This is a genomic window from Alkalihalobacterium sp. APHAB7, assembly GCF_048323755.1.
Taxonomy (GTDB): Bacteria; Bacillota; Bacilli; order Bacillales; family Bacillaceae_F; genus Alkalihalobacterium.
On record NZ_JBLWFS010000001.1, the window covers coordinates 425,468 to 448,966 of the forward strand.

A 23,499-nucleotide genomic window follows, 5' to 3' on the forward strand; every position below is an offset into this window, starting at 1 on the left:
GATGTTAACCAAACGAATTATTCCATGTCTCGATGTTAAAGAAGGCCGGGTTGTAAAAGGGGTTCAGTTTGTGAACTTACGAGATGCGGGTGACCCTGTTGAGCTAGCTGCTTTTTATGATGAGCAAGGCGCTGATGAGCTCGTATTCCTCGATATTTCCGCCTCTCATGAAGGTAGAGAAACGATGGTCGAAGTCGTTGAAGAAGTGGCTGCTAAGCTGGCGATTCCATTTACCGTTGGCGGGGGGATCAACTCATTAGCCGACATGAAGCGTGTGCTTCGTGCAGGTGCCGATAAAGTGTCGCTCAATACAGCAGCGGTAAATCGTCCAGAGCTGATTACAGAAGGTGCGGACTACTTCGGTTCTCAATGTATCGTTGTTGCGATTGATGCCAAGTACGATGAAGAGCTAGGTTCATGGCGTGTGTATACACATGGCGGTCGAACACCAACCGATTGGGAAGTGATTGAGTGGGCTAAAGAAGCGGTTCGTCGCGGTGCAGGAGAAATTCTCCTCACAAGTATGGACCAAGACGGTGAAAAAACAGGCTTTGACTTACCATTGACGAAAGCTGTAAACGCAGCTGTAACAGTCCCAGTCATTGCTTCAGGCGGTGCAGGTGCAAAAGAGTGCTTCTATGATGTATTCACGGAAACGAAATGTGATGCGGCATTGGCTGCCTCTATTTTCCATTATAAAGAAACGTCTGTAGCTGAAGTAAAGTCACTGTTAAAAGAAAAGGGGGTACCCATGCGATGAATTTAGAAAACTTGAAGTTCGATGAAAAAGGTTTAATCCCCGCGATTGTTCAAGATGCGCAAAGTAAAGAGGTATTAACATTAGCTTATATGAATCGAGAATCTCTTGAAAAGACGATCGAAACGAGAGAAACATGGTTTTATAGTCGCTCTCGTCAAGAGTTATGGCATAAAGGCGCAACGTCAGGAAATACGCAAACAGTGACCGATTTGCGCTATGATTGTGATTCGGATGCGCTAGTAGTACTCGTGGATCCGAGCGGCCCTGCTTGTCATAAGGGCGTGTACACGTGTTTTGCCGACTCTTTATTGAGTGAGGGTGAGGTAGGTGCTCAGGAAGACCGCTTTGCAATTTTCTCCCGCTTAGAGTCACTGATAGCGGAACGTGAAGCTGAAATGCCGGAGCAATCGTATACGACGTATTTATTTGATAAAGGTGTCGATAAGATATTAAAGAAAGTCGGCGAAGAAGCTGGCGAAGTCATCATTGCAGCGAAAAACCGTGATCCAGAAGAGTTAAAATGGGAAGTGGCGGATTTACTTTTCCACCTGCTCGTCCTTCTGCGCGAGCAAAAGCTCCCACTTGATGAGGTGCTAGCCGTACTTGAGGAGCGTCATACGAAATAACAAAAAAAGAAGCTGGTTGAGGGAAGGTGAATTATTGTTCGATATTCACCTTCTTTTTGAATTTAAGAGGAACTGAAAAGTTTAAGAAGAAATTGGTGGACAGTCGGTAAACCTGAGGTCAGGATATTTGTTACTAAAATAATGGCTTCTGAGTTTGTAAAGAAGTTCAATCAGATCTCAATATCAGTATTGGAGACTAGAGTTCCTAGTAACAAGAAAAAATCACAAAAGCCATATTGGACCCCAAAATATCCAGTAACAGGAAAAAGCGGATCACAAAAGCAGTATTCGAGCTAATAATATCCAGTAACAGGAAAAGACGCATCACCAAAGGTTAAAAGTCATCACAAGATGCCACGGATTAAGAACTAGCATCGTGCGGCCCACTCCAATGATAAAAAAACTAAAAACTCCCATTCAAGCTAATTACCCATCGTCTCAACAAAACACCCAAGCTCATCTCATCAAAATCAACTTTGTCGAAATTTCACTAATGAAAATGAAAAGAAATATAGTATACTTGCAATAGCTGAATTATTACTTTGGAGGAAAACTGTATACATGACTTTTAAAGCAAATAACGCCATTAAGTTGGGAAAAGTAATACCTTTTATTCAAAATGGAGATTATTTTTATCAAAAAGGTATTTCATTTTATCGTAAAAATAATATGGATCGGGCCATATACTACCTCGAAAAAGCTATTGAATTAAAAAAGGATGATCCCGTTTACCATTGTCAGCTATCAGCGATTTTAGCGGATAAAGGTGAATATGAACGTTCTAATGAAATTTTAGATTACGTCATTTCTGAATTAGATCCTACGATGTACGAATGTTACTTTTTTATGGCGAATAATTATGCACACCTCGGCCTATTTGAAAAAGCAGAGGAATTGGCTTTTGAATATATTGAGAAGAATGAGGATCATGAGTTTTTAGATGACTGCCTCTCTTTAATCGATCTTTTATGTATAGAAAAAGAAGACGGCTCGTTTGAAAATAAATTAGACGAAGAGGAATTGCTCATTATTCGGCACGAAAATGCGGTCGCTCACATTGCGCGCGGCCATTATGAGTTGGCCATTGATCAATTCAAAAAGATGATTGAAGATCGACCCAATTTATGGTCGGCTCATAACCAATTAGCGAAAGCACTCTTTTTAAAAGGACAACATGAAGAAGCACTTGAACGAACGTTTGAAGTGTTAGAAAATGACCCAGGTAACTTCACCGCCTATTGCCATTTAACGACCTATTATTACGAAATGGATGAAAAAGAAAAGGCATACGAGTTCGCAGCATGGTTAACAAAGATTAGCCCCATCGATATGGAACAACGCTTTTTATTAGCAGAAACCTTATGTAAAATAGAGCTATTTGAAGAGAGTTTCTTAAAACTTCGCTTATTAAAAAAAGACAATTATCATGAAACTGCAGACTTCTTACGTTGCTTTGCTGTAGCTGCTTATCATTGTGATGAAAAGGAACGGGCCTATATCCACTTTCGGAAAGGAGCAAGGCTCGGCGATCCGAAAGCTGAAAAATTTCTAGCGGATGAAGCAAAGGGTTTGCTTAAGAAAGAGATTGTTCGGTATAATTAATACACCTAAGGGTATGTAATCCCCTCCTTTTCGGAAACCAATAAAACCGCTTAACAAGATGGAAGTTCACCGTACTAGTATCGGCAATCGCTAGTGACAAAAAGGATGCAACTATCGAGCAATTTATTGGACTTCTGAAAAAGATATAACTACGATAGACAGAGAAGATAAGTGTTTACTAATTGGGGAATAGTAAAGGTAACGATCATTGGCCCTTAGCTAGTAACCAGAAGGAGTGAGATAGATGAGTGAAGAGAAAATTTATGATGTGATTATTGCTGGAGCTGGCCCTGCAGGGATGACAGCTGCGGTATACACATCCCGCGCTAATTTAAGCACTGTCATGGTTGAAAGAGGCGTTCCTGGAGGCCAAATGGCGAATACGGAAGACGTAGAGAACTATCCTGGCTTTGACCATATTCTTGGGCCTGATCTTTCAAACAAAATGTTTGAGCATGCTAAAAAATTCGGTGCTGAATATGCATATGGTGATATTAAAGAAATTATTGACGGCGAAGATTATAAAATCGTTAAAGCTGGAAGTAAAGAGTTTAAAGCAAGAGCGGTTATCGTAGCAACGGGTGCCGAGTATAAAAAAATAGGTGTACCAGGGGAAAAAGAATTAAGCGGGCGCGGTGTATCATATTGTGCAGTTTGTGACGGTGCATTCTTTAAAGGAAAAGAACTCGTAGTGGTTGGTGGCGGTGACTCTGCTGTTGAAGAAGCGGTTTATTTAACTCGCTTTGCTACAAAAGTAACCGTTGTACACCGTCGTGATGAATTAAGAGCTCAAAAGATTCTTCAGCAACGCGCTTTTGATAACGAAAAAGTTGAGTTCATCTGGAATCATACCGTTAAAGAAATTAATGATGCAGAAGGAAAAGTGGGAAGTGTCACACTTGTAAGCACGGAAACAGGTGAAGAACGTGAATTTAAAACAGACGGCGTCTTTATTTACATTGGGATGTTACCACTAAATGCTTCGGTTCTTAACTTAGGAATCACAAATGAAGACGGTTATGTTGTAACAAACGATGAAATGGAAACGAAAGTACCAGGGATTTTTGCAGCGGGTGATATTCGTGAAAAGACTCTTCGACAAATTGTTACAGCAACAGGTGATGGAAGTATCGCTGCTCAAAGCGCTCAACACTACATTGAAACATTAGCTGAAAAAGCGAAAGCAAAGTAATAGCAAGTCTAGTGGAGGGGAAAACAAGTAAAGATTCGGTTAGAATTTACACATCGACAATAATCTACAAAAAATCTTTACAAAACGTAACTGCGTCTTAACTCTTTTGTAACAGTCATGCAACATAAAAAGGTTACTATAAGAGTAAGTAATTGACCCCCTTTTTTATATATTACTTTGTAAGCACGGACAAAAAATTGTTCGTGCCCTTTTTTTTATATTAGTGGAGCGTTTTTTATTTATTTAGCTGTTTTAAATTATGCTTTTGGATTACATCAGTATGTATTACCATCTTTCCTATAGGGAGCTTACCGTTGTGAGGACCACTGTTTGATAGTATACTTAGGTCATGAGAACGTGAGGTGAGTCGTGTGCAAAGAGTTACGAATTGTATTGTTGTGAAAGACGGATCAATTCTAATGTTACAAAAACCTCGCCGTGGATGGTGGGTTGTACCCGGTGGGAAAATGGAAATTGGTGAGTCCGTACTAGAAGCAGTCAAACGAGAATATCGTGAAGAAACCGGACTTACTGTTATTGACCCAAAAATTAATGGTATTTTTACAATTGTCATTAAAGACGGGGATACCATTCAATCGGAATGGATGTTATTTACGTTTAAAGCCAATGAATTTACTGGTGTTTCGCTCGAGCAGTCGCCTGAAGGAAAATTAGAGTGGAAACCTATAGATGAAGTAAAAGAGCTGCCGATGGCTGCGGGTGATCGATTCATATATGAACATCTGTTATACAATGATGAGCCACTTTATGGTACGTTCCACTATACACCTGATTTCCAACTGCTTTCATACCGCTTAGAACCGAATCAACAGTAAAAGTAAGTGCATCTTACTACTTTAGATGTCTAGCTCCAGGTGCCATCGGCTCGAGGTCGCTTCGGTCCATCAAGCGTGTCTGAAGAGCAAGACACTTATTGCTGGCCCTCCAGCGCATGTCGCCGATAAACAGGCACCTTGCGCTTTTCCATGTCTAGCTCCAGGTGCCATCGGCTCGAGGTCGCTTCGGTCCATCAAGCGTGTCTGAAGAGCAAGACACTTATTGCTGGCCCTCCAGCGCTTGTCGCCGATAAGCAGGCACCTTGCGCTTTTCCATGTCTAGCTCCAGGTGCCATCGGCTCGAGGTCACTTCGGTCCATCAAGCGTGTCTGAAGAGCAAGACACTTATTGCTGGCCCTCCAGCGCATGTCGCCGATAAGCAGGCACCTTGCGCTTTTCTTAGAAGTCTCAAAAAAAATGAAGTAAAGGTGATAAAATGACAGAAAAAAAGGAAGATATTCAAATTGTCATTATTACAGGAATGTCTGGAGCAGGAAAAACAGTAGCTGTTCAAAGCTTTGAAGATTTAGGTTATTTCTGTGTAGATAATTTACCTCCCGCTCTGATTCCTAAATTTATTGACCTCATTGAAAGCTCTGGAGGTAAGATGAATAAAGTGGCCCTAGTCATTGACCTTCGAGGTCGTGAGTTTTTTGATCATTTCTTCGAGGTTATTGATAAATTAGGAAATACACCTAATCTTCATTTAAATCCCCAAGTTTTATTTTTAGATTCAAAAGATGCTAAGTTAGTTCAACGATATAAAGAAACACGTCGCTCTCATCCATTGGCACCAAAGGGATTACCACTCGAAGGCATCAAAGCTGAACGTGAAATGCTTGAGGAGTTAAAAGGAAGAGCGCAACAAATTATTGATACAACGGATCTAAAGCCGATCCATTTACGTGAAAAAATCAGCCAAAGGTTTTCAACTGAAGAGCAACCGTTATTCTCCATTAATCTCATGTCATTTGGATTTAAGTATGGTATACCGATTGACGCCGACCTCGTTTTCGATGTTCGATTTTTACCGAATCCGCACTATATTGACCATATGCGTCCAAAGACCGGACTTGATGAAGAAGTATCTTCATATGTATTAAAATGGTCGGAAACACAGCAATTTATTGAAAAACTTCGTGACCTGCTCGTTTATATGCTTCCGCAATATAAGCGTGAAGGAAAAAGCCAGCTCGTCGTTGGTATTGGTTGTACAGGCGGGAAGCATCGATCGGTAACATTAGCTGAGTATTTTGGAGAATATTTTTCAGAAGAGTATGTCGTCCATGTGAGTCATCGAGATATTGAAAAAGGAAAGGACAGACACTAGTGAAAAAGAAAAAGGTTGTTGTCATCGGGGGAGGAACCGGTCTATCCGTTCTTTTACGTGGTTTAAAAACATTTCCGGTGGATATTACAGCAATTGTAACTGTTGCTGATGATGGGGGAAGTTCAGGACGGTTACGAAAAGAATTGCACATCCCGCCACCTGGAGATGTGAGAAATGTGCTCGTTGCATTGGCTGAAGTAGAACCGTTAGTAGAGCAGTTATTTCAACACCGTTTTCAAAATGGAGACGGTCTAAGTGGTCACTCTCTAGGCAACTTACTTCTAGCGGGGATGACTTCGCTAACAGGAGATTTTGCAAGGGGAATCAGTGAGCTTAGTAAAGTTTTAAATGTAAGAGGGAAAGTGTATCCTGCTGCGAATCAAAGTATTGTACTTCATGCTAAGATGAATGATGGTACGATCGTTACTGGGGAGTCTAAAATTCCTCAAGTCGGTAAACAAATTAAACAAGTATTTGTGACACCTGCCAACGTGTCTCCTTTAAAAGAAAGTATTGAGGCGATACAGCAAGCGGATAGTATTATAATTGGGCCAGGGAGCCTTTATACGAGTGTTCTTCCCAATTTACTTGTTCCTGGTATAACGGAAGAAGTCAAAAAAGCGGCAGCAAAGAAAATCTATATTTGTAATGTCATGACTCAACCAGGTGAAACCGATCGGTACCGCGCATCCGATCATGTTAAAGCAATTGTTGACCATTGTGGGAATCAGCTTTTAGACTATATCGTAGTCAATCAACAGCCGATTCCTCGAGATATCATCTCTCGCTATGCGGAAGAAGGCGCTGAGCCTGTGGAGTTTGATCAAATTGAACTTCAATCCTATGGAATTCGTATAGTTAATGAGTCATTTTTACAATATAATGATAAACTAATCAGACATGATGCCAATAAAGTAGCTCAAATGATCTTACAGCTAAAATAGTGTAAAGGCTGGAAGGCTAGAAATATGGGGGTGAGACTGTTGTCATTTGCTGCAACTACGAAAAAAGAACTCACTCAATTAGAGGTAGATGAATGTTGTGCGAAAGCTGAATTAACGGCTCTTATTCGAATGAATGGCTCTCTTGCATTTAGCAACCAAAAAATGATGTTAGATATTACGACAGAGAATGCCGCAATTGCGAGAAGAATCTATACACTAGTAAAGAGGTTATTTCCGCAAACTCATATGGAGTTGCTTGTGCGAAAAAAGATGCGTTTGAAAAAAAATAATGTCTATTTAGTGAGAATTTCACAAGAAGCGAGGCAAACTCTTGAAATTTTAGGTATTATAGGTGAAGGATTTACTTTTATCCGTACAATCTCTTCTTCGATTATAAAGAAACATTGTTGCCGTCGTGGATACTTAAGGGGAGCTTTTCTAGCGGGAGGTTCGATTAATCATCCTGAAACGTCTTCATATCATTTAGAAATTTTTTCACTGTATGAAGAGCATAATCAATCTTTATGTGAGTTAATGAATTCTTTTGATTTAAATGCGAAAACATTAGAACGTAAAAAAGGATGCATCACCTATATTAAAGAAAGTGAAAAGATTACCGAGTTTCTAAATATTATTGGAGCCCACCAAGCGTTACTCTATTTTGAAGATGTCCGCATCATGAAAGATATGAGGAACTCTGTTAACCGTCTCGTCAATTGTGAAACAGCGAACTTGAATAAAACGGTAGGAGCTGCGCTAAGACAGGTGGAAAATATTCGCTTGGTTGATCGTGAAATCGGTTTAGTAAATTTGCCTGGCAAGTTGAGGGAAATTGCTGAGCTTCGAGTGAAGCACCAGGATGTCACCTTGAAAGAGCTAGGAGAGATGGTGTCTACCGGAAAAGTTAGTAAATCTGGAGTCAATCATCGCCTTCGTAAAATAGATGAGTTAGCGGAACGGATTCGTTCAGGTGAACAGTTAACAGGATTTTAAACTCAATGTTGTTGTCTTTTTTGTATGAACGAACCGAAACAAATTATAGTAATAGACATATTTTTAATTAGTGGAAAATAAGGAGGTAGTTCGCTTGATCCAAAAACAATTAGAAGTGAAGTTAAAAACAGGTCTTCAAGCTAGACCAGCAGCACTGTTTGTTCAAGAAGCTAACCGTTATTCTTCAGATATTTTTATTGAAAAAGACAATAAAAAAGTAAATGCGAAGAGTATTATGGGGATTATGAGCCTTGCGATCGGTAAAGGTGTTGTCATCGATGTGATGGTTGAAGGTAAAGACGAAGAAGAAGCAATGGAAGCACTAGAAGCTTTCATTTCAAACGAAGAATAATAAAAAATCTGAGCGGTGACAACTAGTCCAGCTCAGTTTTTTTATTTGTCGGCAAGTTAGTACAGCGTCAATCATTGTGAGTTGAATTCCAATTACATGGTGACAGCACAAATAACAGCCAAGATTGCCAAGATTAGACATCCGCTGATAAAAGCGGGTGTTGCTTCCGCCGATATAATGAAAGTTACGCGGATATAGTAGAAGTTGCACTAAAAAAGTGTTGCGCGACCGATAAAAAGGAAATTCTTACAAGAACAACACAAAATCCCCAAGTGGGTTACTCGCTTGGGGATTTCATGTTCATTCAGTTCATTATTTTTCAGTTTTTGTTGTTGAAATCACGGTGTCGATTAGACCATATTCTTTTGCTTTTTCAGCCGTCATGAAGTTGTCGCGGTCTGTATCTCTTTCGATGACTTCTAACGGTTGACCAGTGCGTTCTGATAAGATTTGATTTAAGTGTTCACGCATTTGGATAATACGTTTTGCATGGATTTGAATGTCAGACGCTTGACCTTGAGTTCCTCCAAGTGGTTGGTGGATCATCACTTCACTATTAGGAAGGGCATAACGCTTTCCTTTTTCACCTGCCGCAAGTAAAAATGAACCCATAGAGGCAGCCATACCGATACAAATCGTAGAAACTTGTGGTTTAATATAATTCATTGTATCGTAAATCGCCATACCTGCTGTGATGGAACCACCAGGGCTGTTAATATATAGTGAAATATCTTTTTCTGGATCTTCTGCTTGTAAGAAAAGTAATTGTGCAACGATGGAGTTTGCCACGTTATCATCAATTGCGCTTCCTAGCATAATAATACGATCTTTTAGTAGACGTGAGTAAATGTCATAGGCACGTTCACCACGATTTGTCTGTTCAATAACTGTAGGAATTAAATTCATATTCTTTTCCTCCTTATTTTCTTATAAATTCGAAGTAGTTTTAGTTCCTTTAAGTAATGGTGTTCAATGAAGTATTGTTTTCTTGGAAACATATTTAATTAGATCCAATATTCTTATGTATATCTTACTCAAAAGGTCAATGAAGGTCAAATGATAACTACTTTCTATATAATACTATTTCGACTTTTTTACTTTCATCCCTTTTTCATCATAGCCGAAAATAAAAAAAATCAAACTTTATTTTACAGATTGGTTAACATTTTCTCTTTACAGAAACGAAAACTGTTCATAAACTATAATAAGAGACTATAAAATAGTTGAAAGATGTCACATTTTAAAGTGTGTCTCGTTAAGTAAGCGCTTACAAATATTTGGAAACCATGGTCTGTTTGATGGCTATATAAAATTAGGATACTGAAGAAGTTCATCAGTCAGAAGGATAATTAGGAAAATCAAATCATCAAGGGGAGAGTTGTTATGAGAATGGATGTTGGTCTTTTTCAACAACAGACTACAGGGTTATATATGACCAAAGAACTTCGGCAAGCGATCTCACTCCTACAATATACAACGACCGAGTTGACTCAATATATACAAGAACAGGCGTTAGAAAACCCGCTAATAGAGCTAGAGGATCATTTTCAAGTAGATCTATTGAAGAGAGAAAAGCAAAGAGAAGACTTAGAGGAGCGGCAATGGGAAAGTGGGTATCGGGAGCAGGAAGTTTCTCCACTTGATTTCGTTAGCAGTGACCGCTATAACATACATGATCATTTGTTGTATCAGGCTAAATTTCTTAATTTGGATGAACAAAGCTATGAAGTTCTTTGTTATTTCATTCTTCATGTAAATGGAGATGGGTACTTAAGTGAACCGGTTGCGAAAATGGTTGAAGAGTTAAGGATATCAGAAGAAGACGGTGAAGATATCCTCATGGTATTGCAGAATATGGAGCCAACCGGTGTTGGAGCTAGAAATCTTCAAGAGTGCCTTTTGCTTCAACTAGCGAAAAGAAAAGATCGAAACATTCTTGCAGAAATGATTATCGAAAATTATATGGAATTGCTAGCAGAAAGACGCTGGAAGGAAATATCGAAGGAATTATCTGTGACCCTTCAAGAAATTCAACAAGTGTATGACCTTATTCAAACCTTGCAGCCACGACCAGGTGTTAATTATTCAGATGACCTGCCCAAGTATGTTCAGCCGGATGTCACGGTAGAAGAATTAGAGGGAGAACTCGTTGTAGTTGTTAATGATGACTTACTTCCAAAAATTCAAGTAAATAAACAGTATCAATCGCTTTTACATGATAAAAGCTCAGACGCCAATGAATATGTTCGCAAAAAATATGATCAAGTGAAATGGCTTTTAAAAAATATTAAACAGCGTCAAGTGACTCTTTATCAAGTAACTGATGCGATTGTCCGTCATCAAAAGGAGTTTTTCTTTAGAGGGGCAGAGGCGTTACGCCCGTTAACATTAAAGCAAATTGCAGAAGAAATTGACGTCCACGAATCAACGGTAAGTCGTGTGACGACAAATAAATACATGCAGTCTCCACGTGGTCTTTTTGAACTGAAGTACTTTTTTACGACAGCCCTTACGAATGGAAATGCAGGGGAAACATCTACCTCATTTGCAAAAGAAGTGATAAAATCATTAATTGAGAAGGAAGATAAACGAAAGCCTTTATCCGATCAAAAAATTGTCGATGCTTTAAAAGCACAGCATGAAATAGAGCTCTCAAGAAGAGCTGTTGCAAAGTACCGAGATGAGATGAAAATTCCGTCATCTTCTAAGAGGAAACGATTCGAATAGTGGAGGTAGTTATGGGCAAGCTAAAAGTAACGTTTTATACAAAAGAAAATTGCTCCTTATGTGACAACGGACTAGCGGTATTAAAAATCATTCAAGAAGATCTTCCTTTTGATATTGAAATGGTGGATATTTATAAAGACGACGTTTTGTTAGAAAAATACCAAGTGATGATTCCGGTTGTTTCAATCGACGGTGAAGACATTGATTACGGAATTGTGTCGGAAGAGAAAATAAGAAAACGTTTACTTTCAGTTTGTCGATAAAATCTACTTGAAGTTTAGATCAATTCCTTGTTACAATGAGGATGTTAAAGGAATTGGTCTTTTTTTTTACGCTAGATGGGACACATTTTGTCACGCAGGGACATATAATGACCCTATAAGAGGGGATGTATAACAATAGAAGGAGAAAAAGGATGAGAAATCTTTTTGACATTCAACAAAAGCTCGTTCCTGATTTACTTGAGGTTTTGTTGAAGCGTTACAGAATACTCCAATACATTCGTTTGATGGAACCGATTGGACGAAGAAGTCTCTCTACTAGTATGGACATTAGTGAAAGAATTTTACGCAGTGAAGTTACTTTCCTGAAAGACCAACGCCTAGTTCATGTAGCAAGTGCAGGAATGAGTTTAACGAAAGAGGGTAAGAATTTATTACTGGAACTCGAAGGCATGATGAAAGAGCTGTTAGGTTTGAAAGCTCTTGAAGAACAGCTTGAACATGAATACCAATTAAATAAAGTCATTGTCGTCCCGGGTGATAGTGATCAATATGATTGGGTAAAGAAAGAAATGGGGCGTGCTTGTGTCCACTACTTAAAGCAGCATGTAGACAAACAGGCGACAGTAACCATTACAGGTGGTACAACCGTTGCCGCTGTTGCAGAAATGATGGGCTCGGATTTTCAGAGAGATGATTTGTTGTTTGTACCTGCAAGAGGTGGAATTGGAGAAGAAGTAGAAAATCAGGCAAATACGATTTGTGCTGAAATGGCAAGACAAACAGGCTCTTCGTATCGATTACTACATGTCCCTGATCAATTAAGTGAAGAAACCTATTCTTCATTAATCTCAGAACCGTCTGTTCAAAGTGTTTTACACAACATTACGAGTGCCACAGTAGTTATCCATGGAATTGGAGAAGCTAATACGATGGCCAAACGACGCGGGGCGTCAGAAGCATTCCTACAAAAGCTTACGAATCACGAGGCAGTTGCTGAAGCTTTTGGTTATTATTTTGATCATTTAGGAGATATTATTCACAGGGAGCGTACGATTGGTCTCCAACTCGAGCACTTAAACGAAGAAAAGCAAGTCATCGCCATTGCAGGCGGCTCTTCAAAAAGCGTTGCAATCGCCGCTTACTTAAAAAACCGAAGAAGCAGCGTACTAGTCACCGACGAAGGCGCAGCCCGCCAAATGCTATAGGCGGTGCCAGGCACCTGTATCGCTTTGCTGTATTAAAGCGAACGCGTGAAGCTAGACAGAAATACCTATTTATTAAAAAAAGGGCTCGCCCTTTTCATAAAAAACGGTGAACAAGCGTGCACAAATGACTAATTAAAGGCACCATTTTCAAAAAATGGTGCCAGGCACCTTTACTTAATTAAAGCAAAAGCTCATCGTTTAGGTTTTATATACTAAGGAGGAATTTAAAAATGGCAACTAAAATTGGAATTAATGGATTTGGACGTATCGGTAGACTTGTATTTCGTGCAGCACTTAAAAACCCTAACGTAGACGTAGTAGCAATCAACGACTTAACAGATGCTAACATGTTAGCTCATCTTTTAAAATATGACTCAGTACACGGGAAACTTGATGGAGAAGTATCAGTTAACGGAGACACTCTAGTTGTAAACGGTCAAGAGATCAAAGTTATCGCTGAACGTGACCCAGCTCAATTAGGATGGGGTAACCTTGGGGTAGAAGTAGTAGTTGAATCAACTGGACGCTTCACAAACCGTGAAGATGCGGCGAAGCACATTGAAGCAGGAGCTAAGAAAGTAATCATCTCAGCACCAGCAAACAACGAAGATATCACTGTTGTAATGGGTGTTAACCACGAGCAATATGATGCAGCAAGCCACCACGTTATTTCAAATGCTTCTTGTACAACAAACTGCTTAGCGCCGTTTGCTAAAGTATTAAATGATCAATTTGGAATTCGCCGCGGTATGATGACAACGGTTCACTCATACACAAACGACCAACAAATCTTAGACTTACCGCACAAAGACTACCGTCGTGCACGTGCAGCAGCTGAAAACATCATCCCGACAACTACTGGTGCAGCGAAAGCAGTAGCGCTTGTTTTACCAGAGCTTAAAGGGAAATTAAACGGTGGAGCGATGCGTGTTCCAACTCCAAACGTATCATTAGTTGACCTAGTTGTTGAGCTTGACAAAGAAGTAACAGCTGAAGATGTAAACAACGCATTAAAAGAAGCTGCTGAAGGTCCATTAAAAGGAATTCTTGGTTACTCAGAAGAGCCACTAGTTTCTGGTGACTATAACGGAAACCCACATTCTTCTACAATTGATGCCCTTTCTACAATGGTATTAGAAGGAAACATGGTAAAAGTGATCTCTTGGTACGATAACGAAGCAGGATATTCATACAGAGTTGTAGATTTAGTTGAATATATGGCAAAGCAAGGACTATAATCGTTATAGTGAAAGTTTTGGAAAGGGAGGAGAAATGCACCATACGTTTTTTCTCCCTTTTTCTAAAATCTTTCTAAATGTTGAGTTCAAATGAGGGGGTTCACTAAGTGAATAAGAAGTCAATTCGCGATGTTGAATTAACAGGAAAGAAAGTTTTTTGCCGTGTCGATTTTAATGTCCCAATGAGTGAGGGGCAAGTATCAGATGACACGCGAATTCGTGCTGCACTGCCAACGGTTCAATACCTAGTAGAACAAGGAGCAAAAGTAATCCTTGCGAGTCACCTTGGTCGTCCGAAAGGACAAGTCGTTGAAGAGCTACGCCTAGATGCAGTAGCGAAACGTCTAAGTGATTTATTACAAAAAGAAGTGACTAAAACAAACGAAGCCTTCGGTGCAGAAGTGGATCAAGCGATTTCAGCTATGCAAAACGGAGACGTTCTTCTTTTAGAAAATGTACGTTTCTATCCAGGTGAAGAAAAAAATGCTCCTGAGTTAGCACAGCAATTTGCAGCCTTAGCTGACATATATGTAAACGATGCCTTCGGTGCAGCTCACCGCGCACACGCATCAACAGAAGGAATTGCCCACCACATCCCAGCTGTAGCAGGCTTTCTGATGGAAAAAGAACTTGAGGTGTTAGGAAAAGCGTTATCTAACCCCGAGCGTCCATTTACAGCGATCATCGGCGGGGCAAAAGTAAAAGATAAAATTGGTGTCATTGAAAACTTGCTTGAAAAAGTAGACAACCTAATTATCGGTGGCGGACTAGCGTATACGTTTGTAAAAGCAAAAGGCTATGAAACCGGCCAATCTCTTTTAGAAACAGATAAGATTGATTTAGCGAAAGGTTTTATCGAAAAAGCAGAGCAAAAAGGCGTTAAATTATATATGCCAGAAGACGTTGTTATCGCTAACGAATTTTCAAAAGATGCAACGACACAAGTTGTGGATATTGATGAAATCCCAGCGGACTGGCAAGGACTTGATATCGGACCGAAAACGGTTGATACATACCGTAATGTAATCCTAGACTCTAAGCTTGTTATTTGGAATGGACCAATGGGTGTATTCGAATGGGAAGCATTTGCCAACGGAACAAAGTCCGTAGCTGTTGCACTAGCAGATGCTAATGATACGTTCACTGTTATTGGCGGTGGAGACTCTGCAGCGGCAGTAGAGAAATTTGATTTAGCAGAAAGCATGAGCCACATCTCAACAGGTGGCGGCGCATCTTTAGAATTTATAGAAGGTAAAGACCTCCCAGGAGTAGTCGCTTTAAACGATAAGTAATCAAGAGAGGATGTTCATCATTGCGTAAACCTATCATTGCTGGAAACTGGAAAATGAACAAAACACTTGGTGAAGCACTTCAATTTGTGGATCAAGTTAAAGGAGCGGTTCCAACAAGTGAACAAGTCGACTCAGTTGTTTGTTCACCCGCATTATTCTTGGATGCGCTTGTAAAAAGCGTAGAAGGAACAGAATTAAAGGTTGGAGCACAAACTATGCACTTTGAAGAAAGTGGTGCCTTTACGGGTGAAATTAGTCCGGTCGCTCTTTCTGACATCGGCGCAAGCTATGTGATTATCGGTCACTCGGAGCGTCGTGAAATGTTTAATGAAACAGATGAAACCGTCAATAAAAAAGTAAAAGCAGCTTTCGCTCACCGCCTGATTCCAATTATGTGCTGCGGGGAAACGTTAGAGCAACGCGAAGCAGGTCAAACAAATGAACTTGTTGGTGATCAAGTGAAAAAAGGTCTTGAAGGACTTTCAGAAGATCAAGTCAAACAACTTGTTATCGCTTATGAGCCAATTTGGGCGATCGGTACAGGGAAATCTTCTTCTGCTCAAGAAGCGAATGAAACCTGCGCACACATCCGTACAGTCGTTGCAGACATGTACTCACAAGAAGTAGCAGATGCGGTTCGTATTCAATACGGTGGAAGTGTAAAACCTGCAAACATCGCTGAGTATCTTGGTCAAAGTGACATCGACGGAGCATTAGTAGGTGGAGCAAGTTTAGAAGCTGATTCATTTTTACAGCTTTTGGAGGCAAAGTAAATGAGTAAGAAACCGGTGGCAATGATAATCCTTGATGGATTTGCCTTAAGAAATGAAACAAAGGGGAATGCGGTTACCCACGCGAAAAAGCCAAACTTTGACCGTTATTGGAACAACTATCCTCATGCACAATTAAAAGCTTCAGGTGAAGCGGTTGGTTTACCTGAAGGACAAATGGGGAACTCGGAAGTGGGACATTTAAACATTGGAGCAGGAAGAATCGTCTACCAAAGTTTAACGAGAGTCAACTTGTCCATCCGTGAAGGTGATTTTTATGAAAATCAAACGTTTAACAAAGCCATGGATCATGTGAAAGAAAAAAATAGCAGCCTACATATTTACGGACTTCTTTCGGATGGTGGCGTTCATAGTCATATTGATCATTTGTTTGCCTTACTAGAAATGGCAAAAACGAAGGGACTTGAGCGAGTATACATTCACGGATTTTTAGATGGCCGTGATGTTGGACCGACTACAGCGGAAGTATACATTCGAGCTCTTATCGATAAAACAAATGATCTAGGTGTTGGAAAAATTGCGACCATCCACGGCAGATATTACGCAATGGACCGCGATCAACGCTGGGAACGTGTAGAAAAATCATATCGAGCGATGGTGTATGGAGATGGCCCTTCCTATCAAAATGCGCTAGAAGTGCTAGAAGACTCTTATAAAAATAAAATACATGATGAATTTGTTCTTCCGTCTGTTATTAAGGATGAAAACGATCAACCCGTTGGAACGATTAAGGATGACGATGCGATCATCTTCTTTAACTTCCGACCAGACCGTGCGATTCAAATGTCACAAGTGTTTACGAATGAAGATTTTAGAGGATTTGACCGTGGTGAGGTATTTCCGAGAAACTTACACTATGTGTGCTTAACACATTTTAGTGAGACCGTTCAAGGTTTTGTGGCGTTCCAGCCAACAAACTTAGACAATACATTAGGTGAAGTTCTCTCCCAACAAGGCTATAAACAGCTTCGAATTGCGGAAACAGAAAAATATCCTCACGTCACGTTCTTTTTCAGTGGTGGAAGAGAAGAGCCGTTTTCTGGTGAAGAACGTATCTTAATCGACTCGCCAAAAGTGGCTACATATGATTTAAAGCCAGAGATGAGTGCGTATGAAGTAACTGATGCCCTGCTAAAAGAGGTCGAAGCAGATAAACATGATGCGATCATTTTAAACTTTGCCAACCCAGATATGGTTGGACACTCAGGGATGTTAGATCCAACGATAAAGGCAATTGAAGTCGTTGATGAGTGTTTAGGAAAAATAGTAGATGCAATCATTGCAAAAGGCGGCCATGCAATCATCACAGCTGACCACGGAAATGCCGATGAAGTTATCACTTTAGAAGGCACTCCAATGACAGCTCATACGACAAATCCGGTTCCAGTCATTGTCACAAAAGAAGGTGTGGAATTAAGAGAAGACGGGATTTTAGCCGATCTTTCACCAACTCTTTTACACTTACTTGGTGGCGAACAACCGAAAGAAATGACAGGAAAAACATTAATTAAGTAAATTGTGTTAATTTTTTATGACGTTAGAGGAATTTAAAAAGCAATCACGAATGAGTGATAGGCTATAAAGGACATCCTAGAAATGGGATACGAATGACTATACTTAGTATTTTTATGAAAAAAGGGAGATGACTTTTAAAATGACAATGATTACTGATGTTTATGCACGCGAAGTTCTTGACTCTCGTGGAAATCCAACAGTTGAAGTAGAAGTATATTTAGAATCAGGTGCAATGGGCCGTGCGCTCGTACCGAGTGGTGCATCTACAGGTGAATATGAAGCTGTAGAACTTCGCGATGGTGGCGACCGTTTCATGGGTAAAGGTGTTCAAAAAGCAGTTGAGCACGTAAACGAAGAGATTGCGCCAGAACTAATTGGATGGGATGCGTTAGATCAACTTGGTATCGACCAATACATGATCGAGCTTGACGGTTCAAGTAACAAAGGTAAATTAGGTGCAAATGCAATCTTAGGTGTTTCTATGGCTGTTGCTCGTGCTGCTGCAGACGCTCTTGGTATGCCGTTATACATGTACTTAGGCGGCTTCAACGGTAAAACATTACCAGTACCAATGATGAACATCTTAAACGGTGGAGAGCATGCGGATAATAACGTCGATATCCAAGAGTTCATGGTTATGCCTGTAGGTGCTGAAACGTTCAAAGACGGTCTTCGCATGGGTACAGAAATTTTCCATAACTTAAAATCAGTATTAAAAGCAAAAGGCCTTAACACAGCTGTTGGTGATGAAGGTGGATTTGCTCCAAACTTATCTTCAAACGAAGAAGCGCTTCAAACAATCATTGAAGCGATCGAAAAAGCTGGATACAAGCCAGGTGAAGAGATCGTTCTAGCACTTGACGTTGCAGCTTCTGAGCTTTACAGAGACGGTAAATACCACCTTGAAGGTGAAGGTGTAGTAAAAACTTCTGAAGAAATGATCGAGTTCTACAGCGATCTAGTAGCAAAATACCCAATCATCTCGATTGAAGACGGTTTAGACGAAAACGATTGGGACGGATGGAAAAAGTTAACGGACGAGCTTGGAACAAAAGTTCAATTAGTAGGTGACGATCTATTCGTTACAAACACAGAAAAGCTATCTGAAGGTATTGAAAAAGGTGTAGGTAACTCAATCCTAATCAAAGTGAACCAAATCGGTACATTAACAGAAACATTTGATGCGATCGAAATGGCAAAACGTGCAGGTTACACAGCAGTTATCTCTCACCGTTCGGGTGAAACAGAAGACAGCACAATCGCTGATATCGCAGTAGCGACAAATGCTGGTCAAATCAAAACAGGTGCTCCTTCACGTACAGACCGTGTAGCGAAGTACAACCAACTTCTTCGCATCGAAGACGACTTAGCAAACGTTGCGAAATACGACGGTAAAAAAGCATTTTATAACTTAAGCAAGTAATCATGCGAAAAGAAAAGAGTCTGATCAGCTGGAGTGTATTCTAGCTGGCAGGCTTTTTTTATTGGTTTTTTCACCTTAGCATCTTACTAATAATGGTAAAAACGGGCTAGAACAAACAATATAAAATCCGTTTCTCTTACTAAAATTAGAAAAAAGTACAACACTAGTCTTTTTTTATATAGAAAATACTAGCATGCAAAGTACATCAAAAAAGTAATGTATAGCGGGTAAGAAAATGCTTCGCTCCCTTACGTATCCACCTGAACCTTATTACGTATTGCTAAAGCATGCCGTTTTGTGATACATTAGTAGAAGCGCATACTGTGCTTGGAGGTGGATAATTCAATGCAAATGTTAATGTTCGTCTTATTAATTATCGTGTCAATTGCACTAATTGCTGTCGTTTTATTACAAGCAGGTAAAAGTGCAGGTCTAGCAGGGGCGATTTCTGGTGGAGCAGAACAATTACTCGGTAAACAAAAAGCTCGTGGTATAGATGCAGTCCTTGCTCGTGCAACAGTTGTCCTAGCGGTATTGTTCTTTGTCTTAACGATCGCTGTAGCATACTTTATGTAAAAAAGACGAAAGCAGCTGAAGCAACCTTCACTGCTTTTCTTTATATCTCAGAAAAGAAAAGGCTGTCTCAAAAAATGGGTCAGGCCCCTTATATTTTGCTGTTCAGTGTTAAGAAGTTGTTCATGAAAAAGGGTTCATGGACAAGGGATACACGATTAGCAAAACAGTGAAAAGGAGCCGGGCACAAAGAGACAGCTTTTATTTTCAGATCAAAAACTGGAAAATCAGACCAACAAATAGAAGAAATGGTTTCCCCACTTCTTGTCATAGAGAACGTAAATTCAGGTGAAACTAAACACTATATTGAGGTCTGTGAAACGAAAAGGTAGGTTCGTTCGTATGAAGATAGTTGCTCCAAAACCATTTACATTTGAAGGCGGAAAGCGTGCAGTGTTATTACTTCACGGTTTTACAGGAAATACTGCCGACGTCAGAATGCTTGGCAGGCATTTACAAGAGCAAGGCTATACTTGCCATGCACCTTTATACAAAGGCCATGGTGTACCGCCTGAAGAACTTGTTCACACGGGCCCTGATGATTGGTGGAAGGATGTTGAGAAAGGTTATCATTTTTTAAAAGAGCGTGGCCATGAAGAGATCGCTGTATGTGGACTTTCGCTCGGAGGTGTATTTTCTCTAAAAATCGGCTACACTTTACCGGTAAAGGGAGTTGTACCGATGTGTGCACCGATGAACCCCAAAACACAAGAATCGATGTATGCAGGTGTTGTCGAATATGCTAAAGAGTATAAGCGCCGTGAAAGAAAAAGTGACGAACAGATTGAGAAAGAAATATTGAAGTTTAAAGAAACTCCGATGCAGACGTTAAATGCGTTGCAAAAACTCATCAACGATGTTAGGGAACACTTAGACCATATTTATGCACCAGTTATGGTTGTACAAGCTCGTCATGATGAAATGATTGATATCGAAAGCGCAAATATTATATATAACGAAGTCGAAAGTGATGAAAAAGACATCAAGTGGTACGAAAATTCGAGCCATGTGATTACGTTAGATAAAGAAAAAGAGCAGTTACATGAAGACATACATCAATTTTTAGAAACATTAAGTTGGTCTACTACGTAAAGAGTAGAAAGGAGAGTGTAAGAAATGAGTGAAGAAAAAATTAAACACCTTCTAGCTTTTATGAGAGAAGAGGCGTACAAGCCACTGACCGTTACCGAGCTAGAAGAAGCATTTGGATTAACCGATTCAAGTGAATTTAAGGAATTTGTAAAAGTTTTAAATGAAATGGAAGAGCAAGGACTCATTGTTCGTACGCGCAGCAACCGCTTCGGTGTTCCTGAACGAATGAATTTAATTAAAGGGAAAGTCCAAGGAAATGCAAAAGGCTTTGCTTTTATTATTCCAGAGGTACAAGGAGAATCCGACGTCTACGTGTCTCAAAGTGATTTAGGAGGCGCAATGAACGGAGACGTTGTTCTTGTTCGTCTTCATCCGAAGTCCACAGGAACACGCCCTGAAGGTAGTGTGATCCGTATTATTGAGCGTGGTCTCCAACAAATCGTTGGTACATACGTAGACCATGAGCAATATGGAATGGTTGTCGCTGACGATAAGCGAATTCCAAATGACATCTTTATTCCGAAAGCAGCTTCTAAAGGAGCCGCAGAAGGACATAAAGTGGTTGTGAAGCTGACGAAATACCCTGAAGGACGTAATAGTGCCGAAGGGGAAGTTACAGAAATTTTAGGGCATAAAAATGACCCAGGAATTGATATTTTATCAATTATTCATAAGCACGGTTTGCCTCAAGAATTTCCGAAAGAGGTTCTCGATCAAGCTGAAAGTGTACCTGATGAAATTGATCCAGAAGAAATAAAAAATCGTCGCGATCTGCGTGACAAAACGATCGTTACAATCGACGGTGCTGACGCAAAAGACTTAGATGACGCTGTTAATGTTGAACGTCTTGAAAACGGTAACTACCTACTTGGTGTTCATATCGCCGACGTTAGTTATTATGTAAAAGAAGGTTCACCAATCGATATTGAAGCAGAAGAACGCGGAACGAGTGTGTATCTAGTAGACCGTGTCATTCCGATGATTCCGCACCGTTTATCGAATGGAATCTGTAGTTTAAATCCGAAAGTGGACCGTTTAACGTTATCGTGTGAAATGGAAATTACACCAGAAGGACAAGTCGTTGCGCATGATATTTTCCAAAGTGTCATTAGAACAACTGAACGAATGACGTATACAGAAGTGCGAAAAATATTAGAAAATGAAGATGAAGAAGTATTAAAACGTTTTGAGCCACTCATTCCGTTTTTTAAACAAATGGGTGAGTTAGCGGAAATTTTACGTAAAAAACGTTTTGAACGCGGTGCGATTGACTTTGACTTTAAAGAAGCAAAAGTATTAGTCGATGAAGAAGGAAAGCCAACAGATGTTGTCATCCGTGAGCGTTCAGTAGCTGAGCGTTTAATTGAAGAGTTTATGCTTGCGGCAAATGAAACGATTGCTGAGCATTTTCACTGGATGAAAGTACCATTTATATATCGTATTCACGATGACCCTAAAGAAGACAAGCTCAATAAGTTCTTAGAATTTATTACGAACTTTGGTTACGTTGTACGTGGAACGGCGAACTCGATTCACCCGCGTGCCTTACAACAGCTTATTGAAGCGGTTCGTGGCGAGCCAGAAGAAACGGTCATTAGTACAGTTATGCTTCGTTCGATGCAACAAGCGAAATATGATCCTGAAAGCTTGGGGCACTTTGGTTTGTCGACGGAGTTTTACACACACTTTACGTCGCCAATCCGACGTTACCCTGACTTAATCGTTCATCGTCTGATCCGTACGTATTTAGTCGAAGGCAAAACAGACGAAAAAACGCAAAGTCATTGGAAAAACCGCTTAGATGAAATCGCTAAGCACTCTTCCGAAATGGAACGCCGTTCAGTAGATGCTGAACGTGAGACAGATGAAGTGAAAAAAGCACAATTTATGGAAGATAAAATTGGCGAAACATTCACAGGGATCATTAGTGGTGTAACGAATTTCGGTATCTTTGTCGAGTTAGAAAATACGATTGAAGGTCTCGTTCATGTTAGTTATTTAACCGATGACTATTATGGTTATGATGAGCGTTCCTATGCGATGATCGGCGAGCGCACAGGTAATGTGTTCCGTATTGGAGATGAGCTTGAAGTTCGTTGTATTAATGTAAATGTTGAGGAGTCTTCTATCGACTTTGAAATTGTCGGCATGAAAGAACCAGCTAAGAAGCGTGAACGTAAAGCGTCACCTAAAGTTATCGTCGGTCCGAAACGCGGCGGCAAAAAAGCGGGCGGCGGAAAAGACAGTGGACCAGGTGCTGGAGATGGTGACAAGAAAAATAATGGCAAACGTAAGAAGAAAAAAGGCTTTTATGAAAATGCACCGAGAAGTAAACGCAATAAAGGGAAAAAGAAAAAGCGTTAATTAGCATTTTTGCATCTTTGGAAAAGGCGGCAACATTAGTTTGTCGTCTTTTTGGTAAAATGCTCATGTATGTGCAAGCAATGAGTTTTCAAATTAACGGGGCTGATCTCCATTTTCTTTAGAGCACTGAGAAGCCCTTATTTTCGTAATATTTCTGTTATTTTTTGGTTTAGAGCACTGAGAGGCCCTTATTTACTCTAAATCGCCTAAAAACGAAGGTGAAAACCGAGAATAAGGGCCTGTGAGTACCTTAAGCTACTATAATCAACGATATTTTATTAAATAAGGTCCTGTGGAGTCCGCTAAAAAATAGCCTCCGTGACTAATGAGGACAGTAGCACCTCAAGAGTAAGCTCTAGTAACATCTTCTTATTTGAGATCATGCACCTACCGATGACCAAGAGTACTTTGTTTAGTTAC

At 40.1% G+C, this 23,499-nt stretch carries 20 protein-coding genes and 1 pseudogene; 20 read left to right on the plus strand and 1 reads right to left on the minus strand.

What is annotated here, in order from left to right; translation table 11 throughout:
- Position 1: 1 nt before the first annotated feature.
- The 9 genes from hisF (at position 2) to ACNSTQ_RS01875 (ending at position 8,635) form a co-directional block, all read left to right on the plus strand.
- A complete protein-coding gene (hisF, locus tag ACNSTQ_RS01835) occupies positions 2 to 760 on the plus strand; it encodes an imidazole glycerol phosphate synthase subunit HisF (protein ID WP_418198147.1) in 759 nt (252 codons plus the stop codon).
- Positions 757 to 1,386: a bifunctional phosphoribosyl-AMP cyclohydrolase/phosphoribosyl-ATP diphosphatase HisIE gene (gene hisIE / locus ACNSTQ_RS01840; protein WP_418198148.1), complete on the plus strand. Its 630-nt coding sequence runs from the start codon at positions 757 to 759 to the stop codon at positions 1,384 to 1,386. Before hisF ends, hisIE begins: the two co-directional genes overlap by 4 nt.
- 561 nt (positions 1,387 to 1,947) lie before the next feature.
- Positions 1,948 to 2,988, plus strand: coding sequence for a tetratricopeptide repeat protein (locus ACNSTQ_RS01845; RefSeq protein ID WP_418198149.1), 1,041 nt, complete (start codon positions 1,948 to 1,950; stop codon positions 2,986 to 2,988).
- Positions 2,989 to 3,232: 244 nt separating this feature from the next.
- Complete coding sequence (gene trxB / locus ACNSTQ_RS01850) at positions 3,233 to 4,180, plus strand: thioredoxin-disulfide reductase (protein ID WP_418198150.1); 948 nt, start codon at positions 3,233 to 3,235, stop codon at positions 4,178 to 4,180.
- Between the two features lie 371 nt (positions 4,181 to 4,551).
- Complete coding sequence (locus ACNSTQ_RS01855) at positions 4,552 to 5,016, plus strand: 8-oxo-dGTP diphosphatase (protein ID WP_418198241.1); 465 nt, start codon at positions 4,552 to 4,554, stop codon at positions 5,014 to 5,016.
- A gap of 436 nt (positions 5,017 to 5,452) precedes the next feature.
- Complete coding sequence (gene rapZ, locus ACNSTQ_RS01860) at positions 5,453 to 6,346, plus strand: RNase adapter RapZ (protein ID WP_418198151.1); 894 nt, start codon at positions 5,453 to 5,455, stop codon at positions 6,344 to 6,346.
- Positions 6,346 to 7,290, plus strand: a complete 945-nt coding sequence (locus tag ACNSTQ_RS01865; protein ID WP_418198152.1) for a gluconeogenesis factor YvcK family protein — start codon at positions 6,346 to 6,348, stop codon at positions 7,288 to 7,290. Before rapZ ends, ACNSTQ_RS01865 begins: the two co-directional genes overlap by 1 nt.
- 39 nt (positions 7,291 to 7,329) lie before the next feature.
- Entirely contained in the window at positions 7,330 to 8,283 is a 954-nt protein-coding gene (gene whiA, locus ACNSTQ_RS01870; RefSeq protein WP_418198153.1) for a DNA-binding protein WhiA, read from the plus strand.
- A gap of 94 nt (positions 8,284 to 8,377) precedes the next feature.
- Entirely contained in the window at positions 8,378 to 8,635 is a 258-nt protein-coding gene (locus ACNSTQ_RS01875; RefSeq protein ID WP_418198154.1) for an HPr family phosphocarrier protein, read from the plus strand.
- A gap of 312 nt (positions 8,636 to 8,947) precedes the next feature.
- On the opposite strand, the pseudogene clpP reads toward ACNSTQ_RS01875, so the two are convergent.
- Positions 8,948 to 9,544, minus strand: a pseudogene (gene clpP / locus ACNSTQ_RS01880) (ATP-dependent Clp endopeptidase proteolytic subunit ClpP); the annotation flags it as partial.
- Positions 9,545 to 10,018: 474 nt separating this feature from the next.
- Between clpP and rpoN the strand changes: the two are divergent.
- The 11 genes from rpoN (at position 10,019) to rnr (ending at position 23,079) form a co-directional block, all read left to right on the plus strand.
- Complete coding sequence (gene rpoN, locus ACNSTQ_RS01885; RefSeq protein WP_418198155.1) at positions 10,019 to 11,362, plus strand: RNA polymerase factor sigma-54; 1,344 nt, start codon at positions 10,019 to 10,021, stop codon at positions 11,360 to 11,362.
- Between the two features lie 11 nt (positions 11,363 to 11,373).
- Positions 11,374 to 11,625, plus strand: a complete 252-nt coding sequence (locus ACNSTQ_RS01890; RefSeq protein WP_418198156.1) for a glutaredoxin family protein — start codon at positions 11,374 to 11,376, stop codon at positions 11,623 to 11,625.
- 152 nt (positions 11,626 to 11,777) lie between these two features.
- A complete protein-coding gene (locus ACNSTQ_RS01895) occupies positions 11,778 to 12,791 on the plus strand; it encodes a sugar-binding transcriptional regulator (protein WP_418198157.1) in 1,014 nt (337 codons plus the stop codon).
- A 230-nt stretch (positions 12,792 to 13,021) separates the two neighbouring features.
- Entirely contained in the window at positions 13,022 to 14,029 is a 1,008-nt protein-coding gene (gap, locus tag ACNSTQ_RS01900) for a type I glyceraldehyde-3-phosphate dehydrogenase (RefSeq protein ID WP_418198158.1), read from the plus strand.
- A 107-nt stretch (positions 14,030 to 14,136) separates the two neighbouring features.
- Positions 14,137 to 15,321: a phosphoglycerate kinase gene (locus tag ACNSTQ_RS01905; RefSeq protein ID WP_418198159.1), complete on the plus strand. Its 1,185-nt coding sequence runs from the start codon at positions 14,137 to 14,139 to the stop codon at positions 15,319 to 15,321.
- Positions 15,322 to 15,341: 20 nt separating this feature from the next.
- On the plus strand, positions 15,342 to 16,094 hold the full coding sequence (gene tpiA, locus ACNSTQ_RS01910) for a triose-phosphate isomerase (RefSeq protein WP_418198160.1): 753 nt from the start codon (positions 15,342 to 15,344) through the stop codon (positions 16,092 to 16,094).
- On the plus strand, positions 16,095 to 17,627 hold the full coding sequence (gene gpmI / locus ACNSTQ_RS01915; protein ID WP_418198161.1) for a 2,3-bisphosphoglycerate-independent phosphoglycerate mutase: 1,533 nt from the start codon (positions 16,095 to 16,097) through the stop codon (positions 17,625 to 17,627).
- 139 nt (positions 17,628 to 17,766) lie between these two features.
- Positions 17,767 to 19,050 (plus strand): phosphopyruvate hydratase, encoded by a 1,284-nt coding sequence (eno, locus tag ACNSTQ_RS01920; protein ID WP_418198162.1) that lies wholly within the window; start codon positions 17,767 to 17,769, stop codon positions 19,048 to 19,050.
- Between the two features lie 345 nt (positions 19,051 to 19,395).
- Positions 19,396 to 19,626 carry a preprotein translocase subunit SecG gene (secG, locus tag ACNSTQ_RS01925; protein WP_418198163.1) on the plus strand — a complete coding sequence of 77 codons (231 nt, stop codon included), beginning with the start codon at positions 19,396 to 19,398 and terminating at the stop codon, positions 19,624 to 19,626.
- Between the two features lie 339 nt (positions 19,627 to 19,965).
- A complete protein-coding gene (locus tag ACNSTQ_RS01930) occupies positions 19,966 to 20,715 on the plus strand; it encodes an alpha/beta hydrolase (protein ID WP_418198164.1) in 750 nt (249 codons plus the stop codon).
- Positions 20,716 to 20,739: 24 nt separating this feature from the next.
- Complete coding sequence (gene rnr, locus ACNSTQ_RS01935) at positions 20,740 to 23,079, plus strand: ribonuclease R (RefSeq protein ID WP_418198165.1); 2,340 nt, start codon at positions 20,740 to 20,742, stop codon at positions 23,077 to 23,079.
- Positions 23,080 to 23,499 lie beyond the last annotated feature (420 nt).

Coding starts and splice junctions, on each gene's coding strand:
- hisF (WP_418198147.1), top strand. CDS start 2: ATGTTAACCAAACGAATTATTCCATGTCTCGATGTTAAAGAAGGCCGG.
- hisIE (WP_418198148.1), top strand. CDS start 757: ATGAATTTAGAAAACTTGAAGTTCGATGAAAAAGGTTTAATCCCCGCG.
- ACNSTQ_RS01845 (WP_418198149.1), top strand. CDS start 1,948: ATGACTTTTAAAGCAAATAACGCCATTAAGTTGGGAAAAGTAATACCT.
- trxB (WP_418198150.1), top strand. CDS start 3,233: ATGAGTGAAGAGAAAATTTATGATGTGATTATTGCTGGAGCTGGCCCT.
- rapZ (WP_418198151.1), top strand. CDS start 5,453: ATGACAGAAAAAAAGGAAGATATTCAAATTGTCATTATTACAGGAATG.
- rpoN (WP_418198155.1), top strand. CDS start 10,019: ATGAGAATGGATGTTGGTCTTTTTCAACAACAGACTACAGGGTTATAT.
- ACNSTQ_RS01890 (WP_418198156.1), top strand. CDS start 11,374: ATGGGCAAGCTAAAAGTAACGTTTTATACAAAAGAAAATTGCTCCTTA.
- ACNSTQ_RS01895 (WP_418198157.1), top strand. CDS start 11,778: ATGAGAAATCTTTTTGACATTCAACAAAAGCTCGTTCCTGATTTACTT.
- gap (WP_418198158.1), top strand. CDS start 13,022: ATGGCAACTAAAATTGGAATTAATGGATTTGGACGTATCGGTAGACTT.
- gpmI (WP_418198161.1), top strand. CDS start 16,095: ATGAGTAAGAAACCGGTGGCAATGATAATCCTTGATGGATTTGCCTTA.
- eno (WP_418198162.1), top strand. CDS start 17,767: ATGACAATGATTACTGATGTTTATGCACGCGAAGTTCTTGACTCTCGT.
- secG (WP_418198163.1), top strand. CDS start 19,396: ATGCAAATGTTAATGTTCGTCTTATTAATTATCGTGTCAATTGCACTA.
- ACNSTQ_RS01930 (WP_418198164.1), top strand. CDS start 19,966: ATGAAGATAGTTGCTCCAAAACCATTTACATTTGAAGGCGGAAAGCGT.
- rnr (WP_418198165.1), top strand. CDS start 20,740: ATGAGTGAAGAAAAAATTAAACACCTTCTAGCTTTTATGAGAGAAGAG.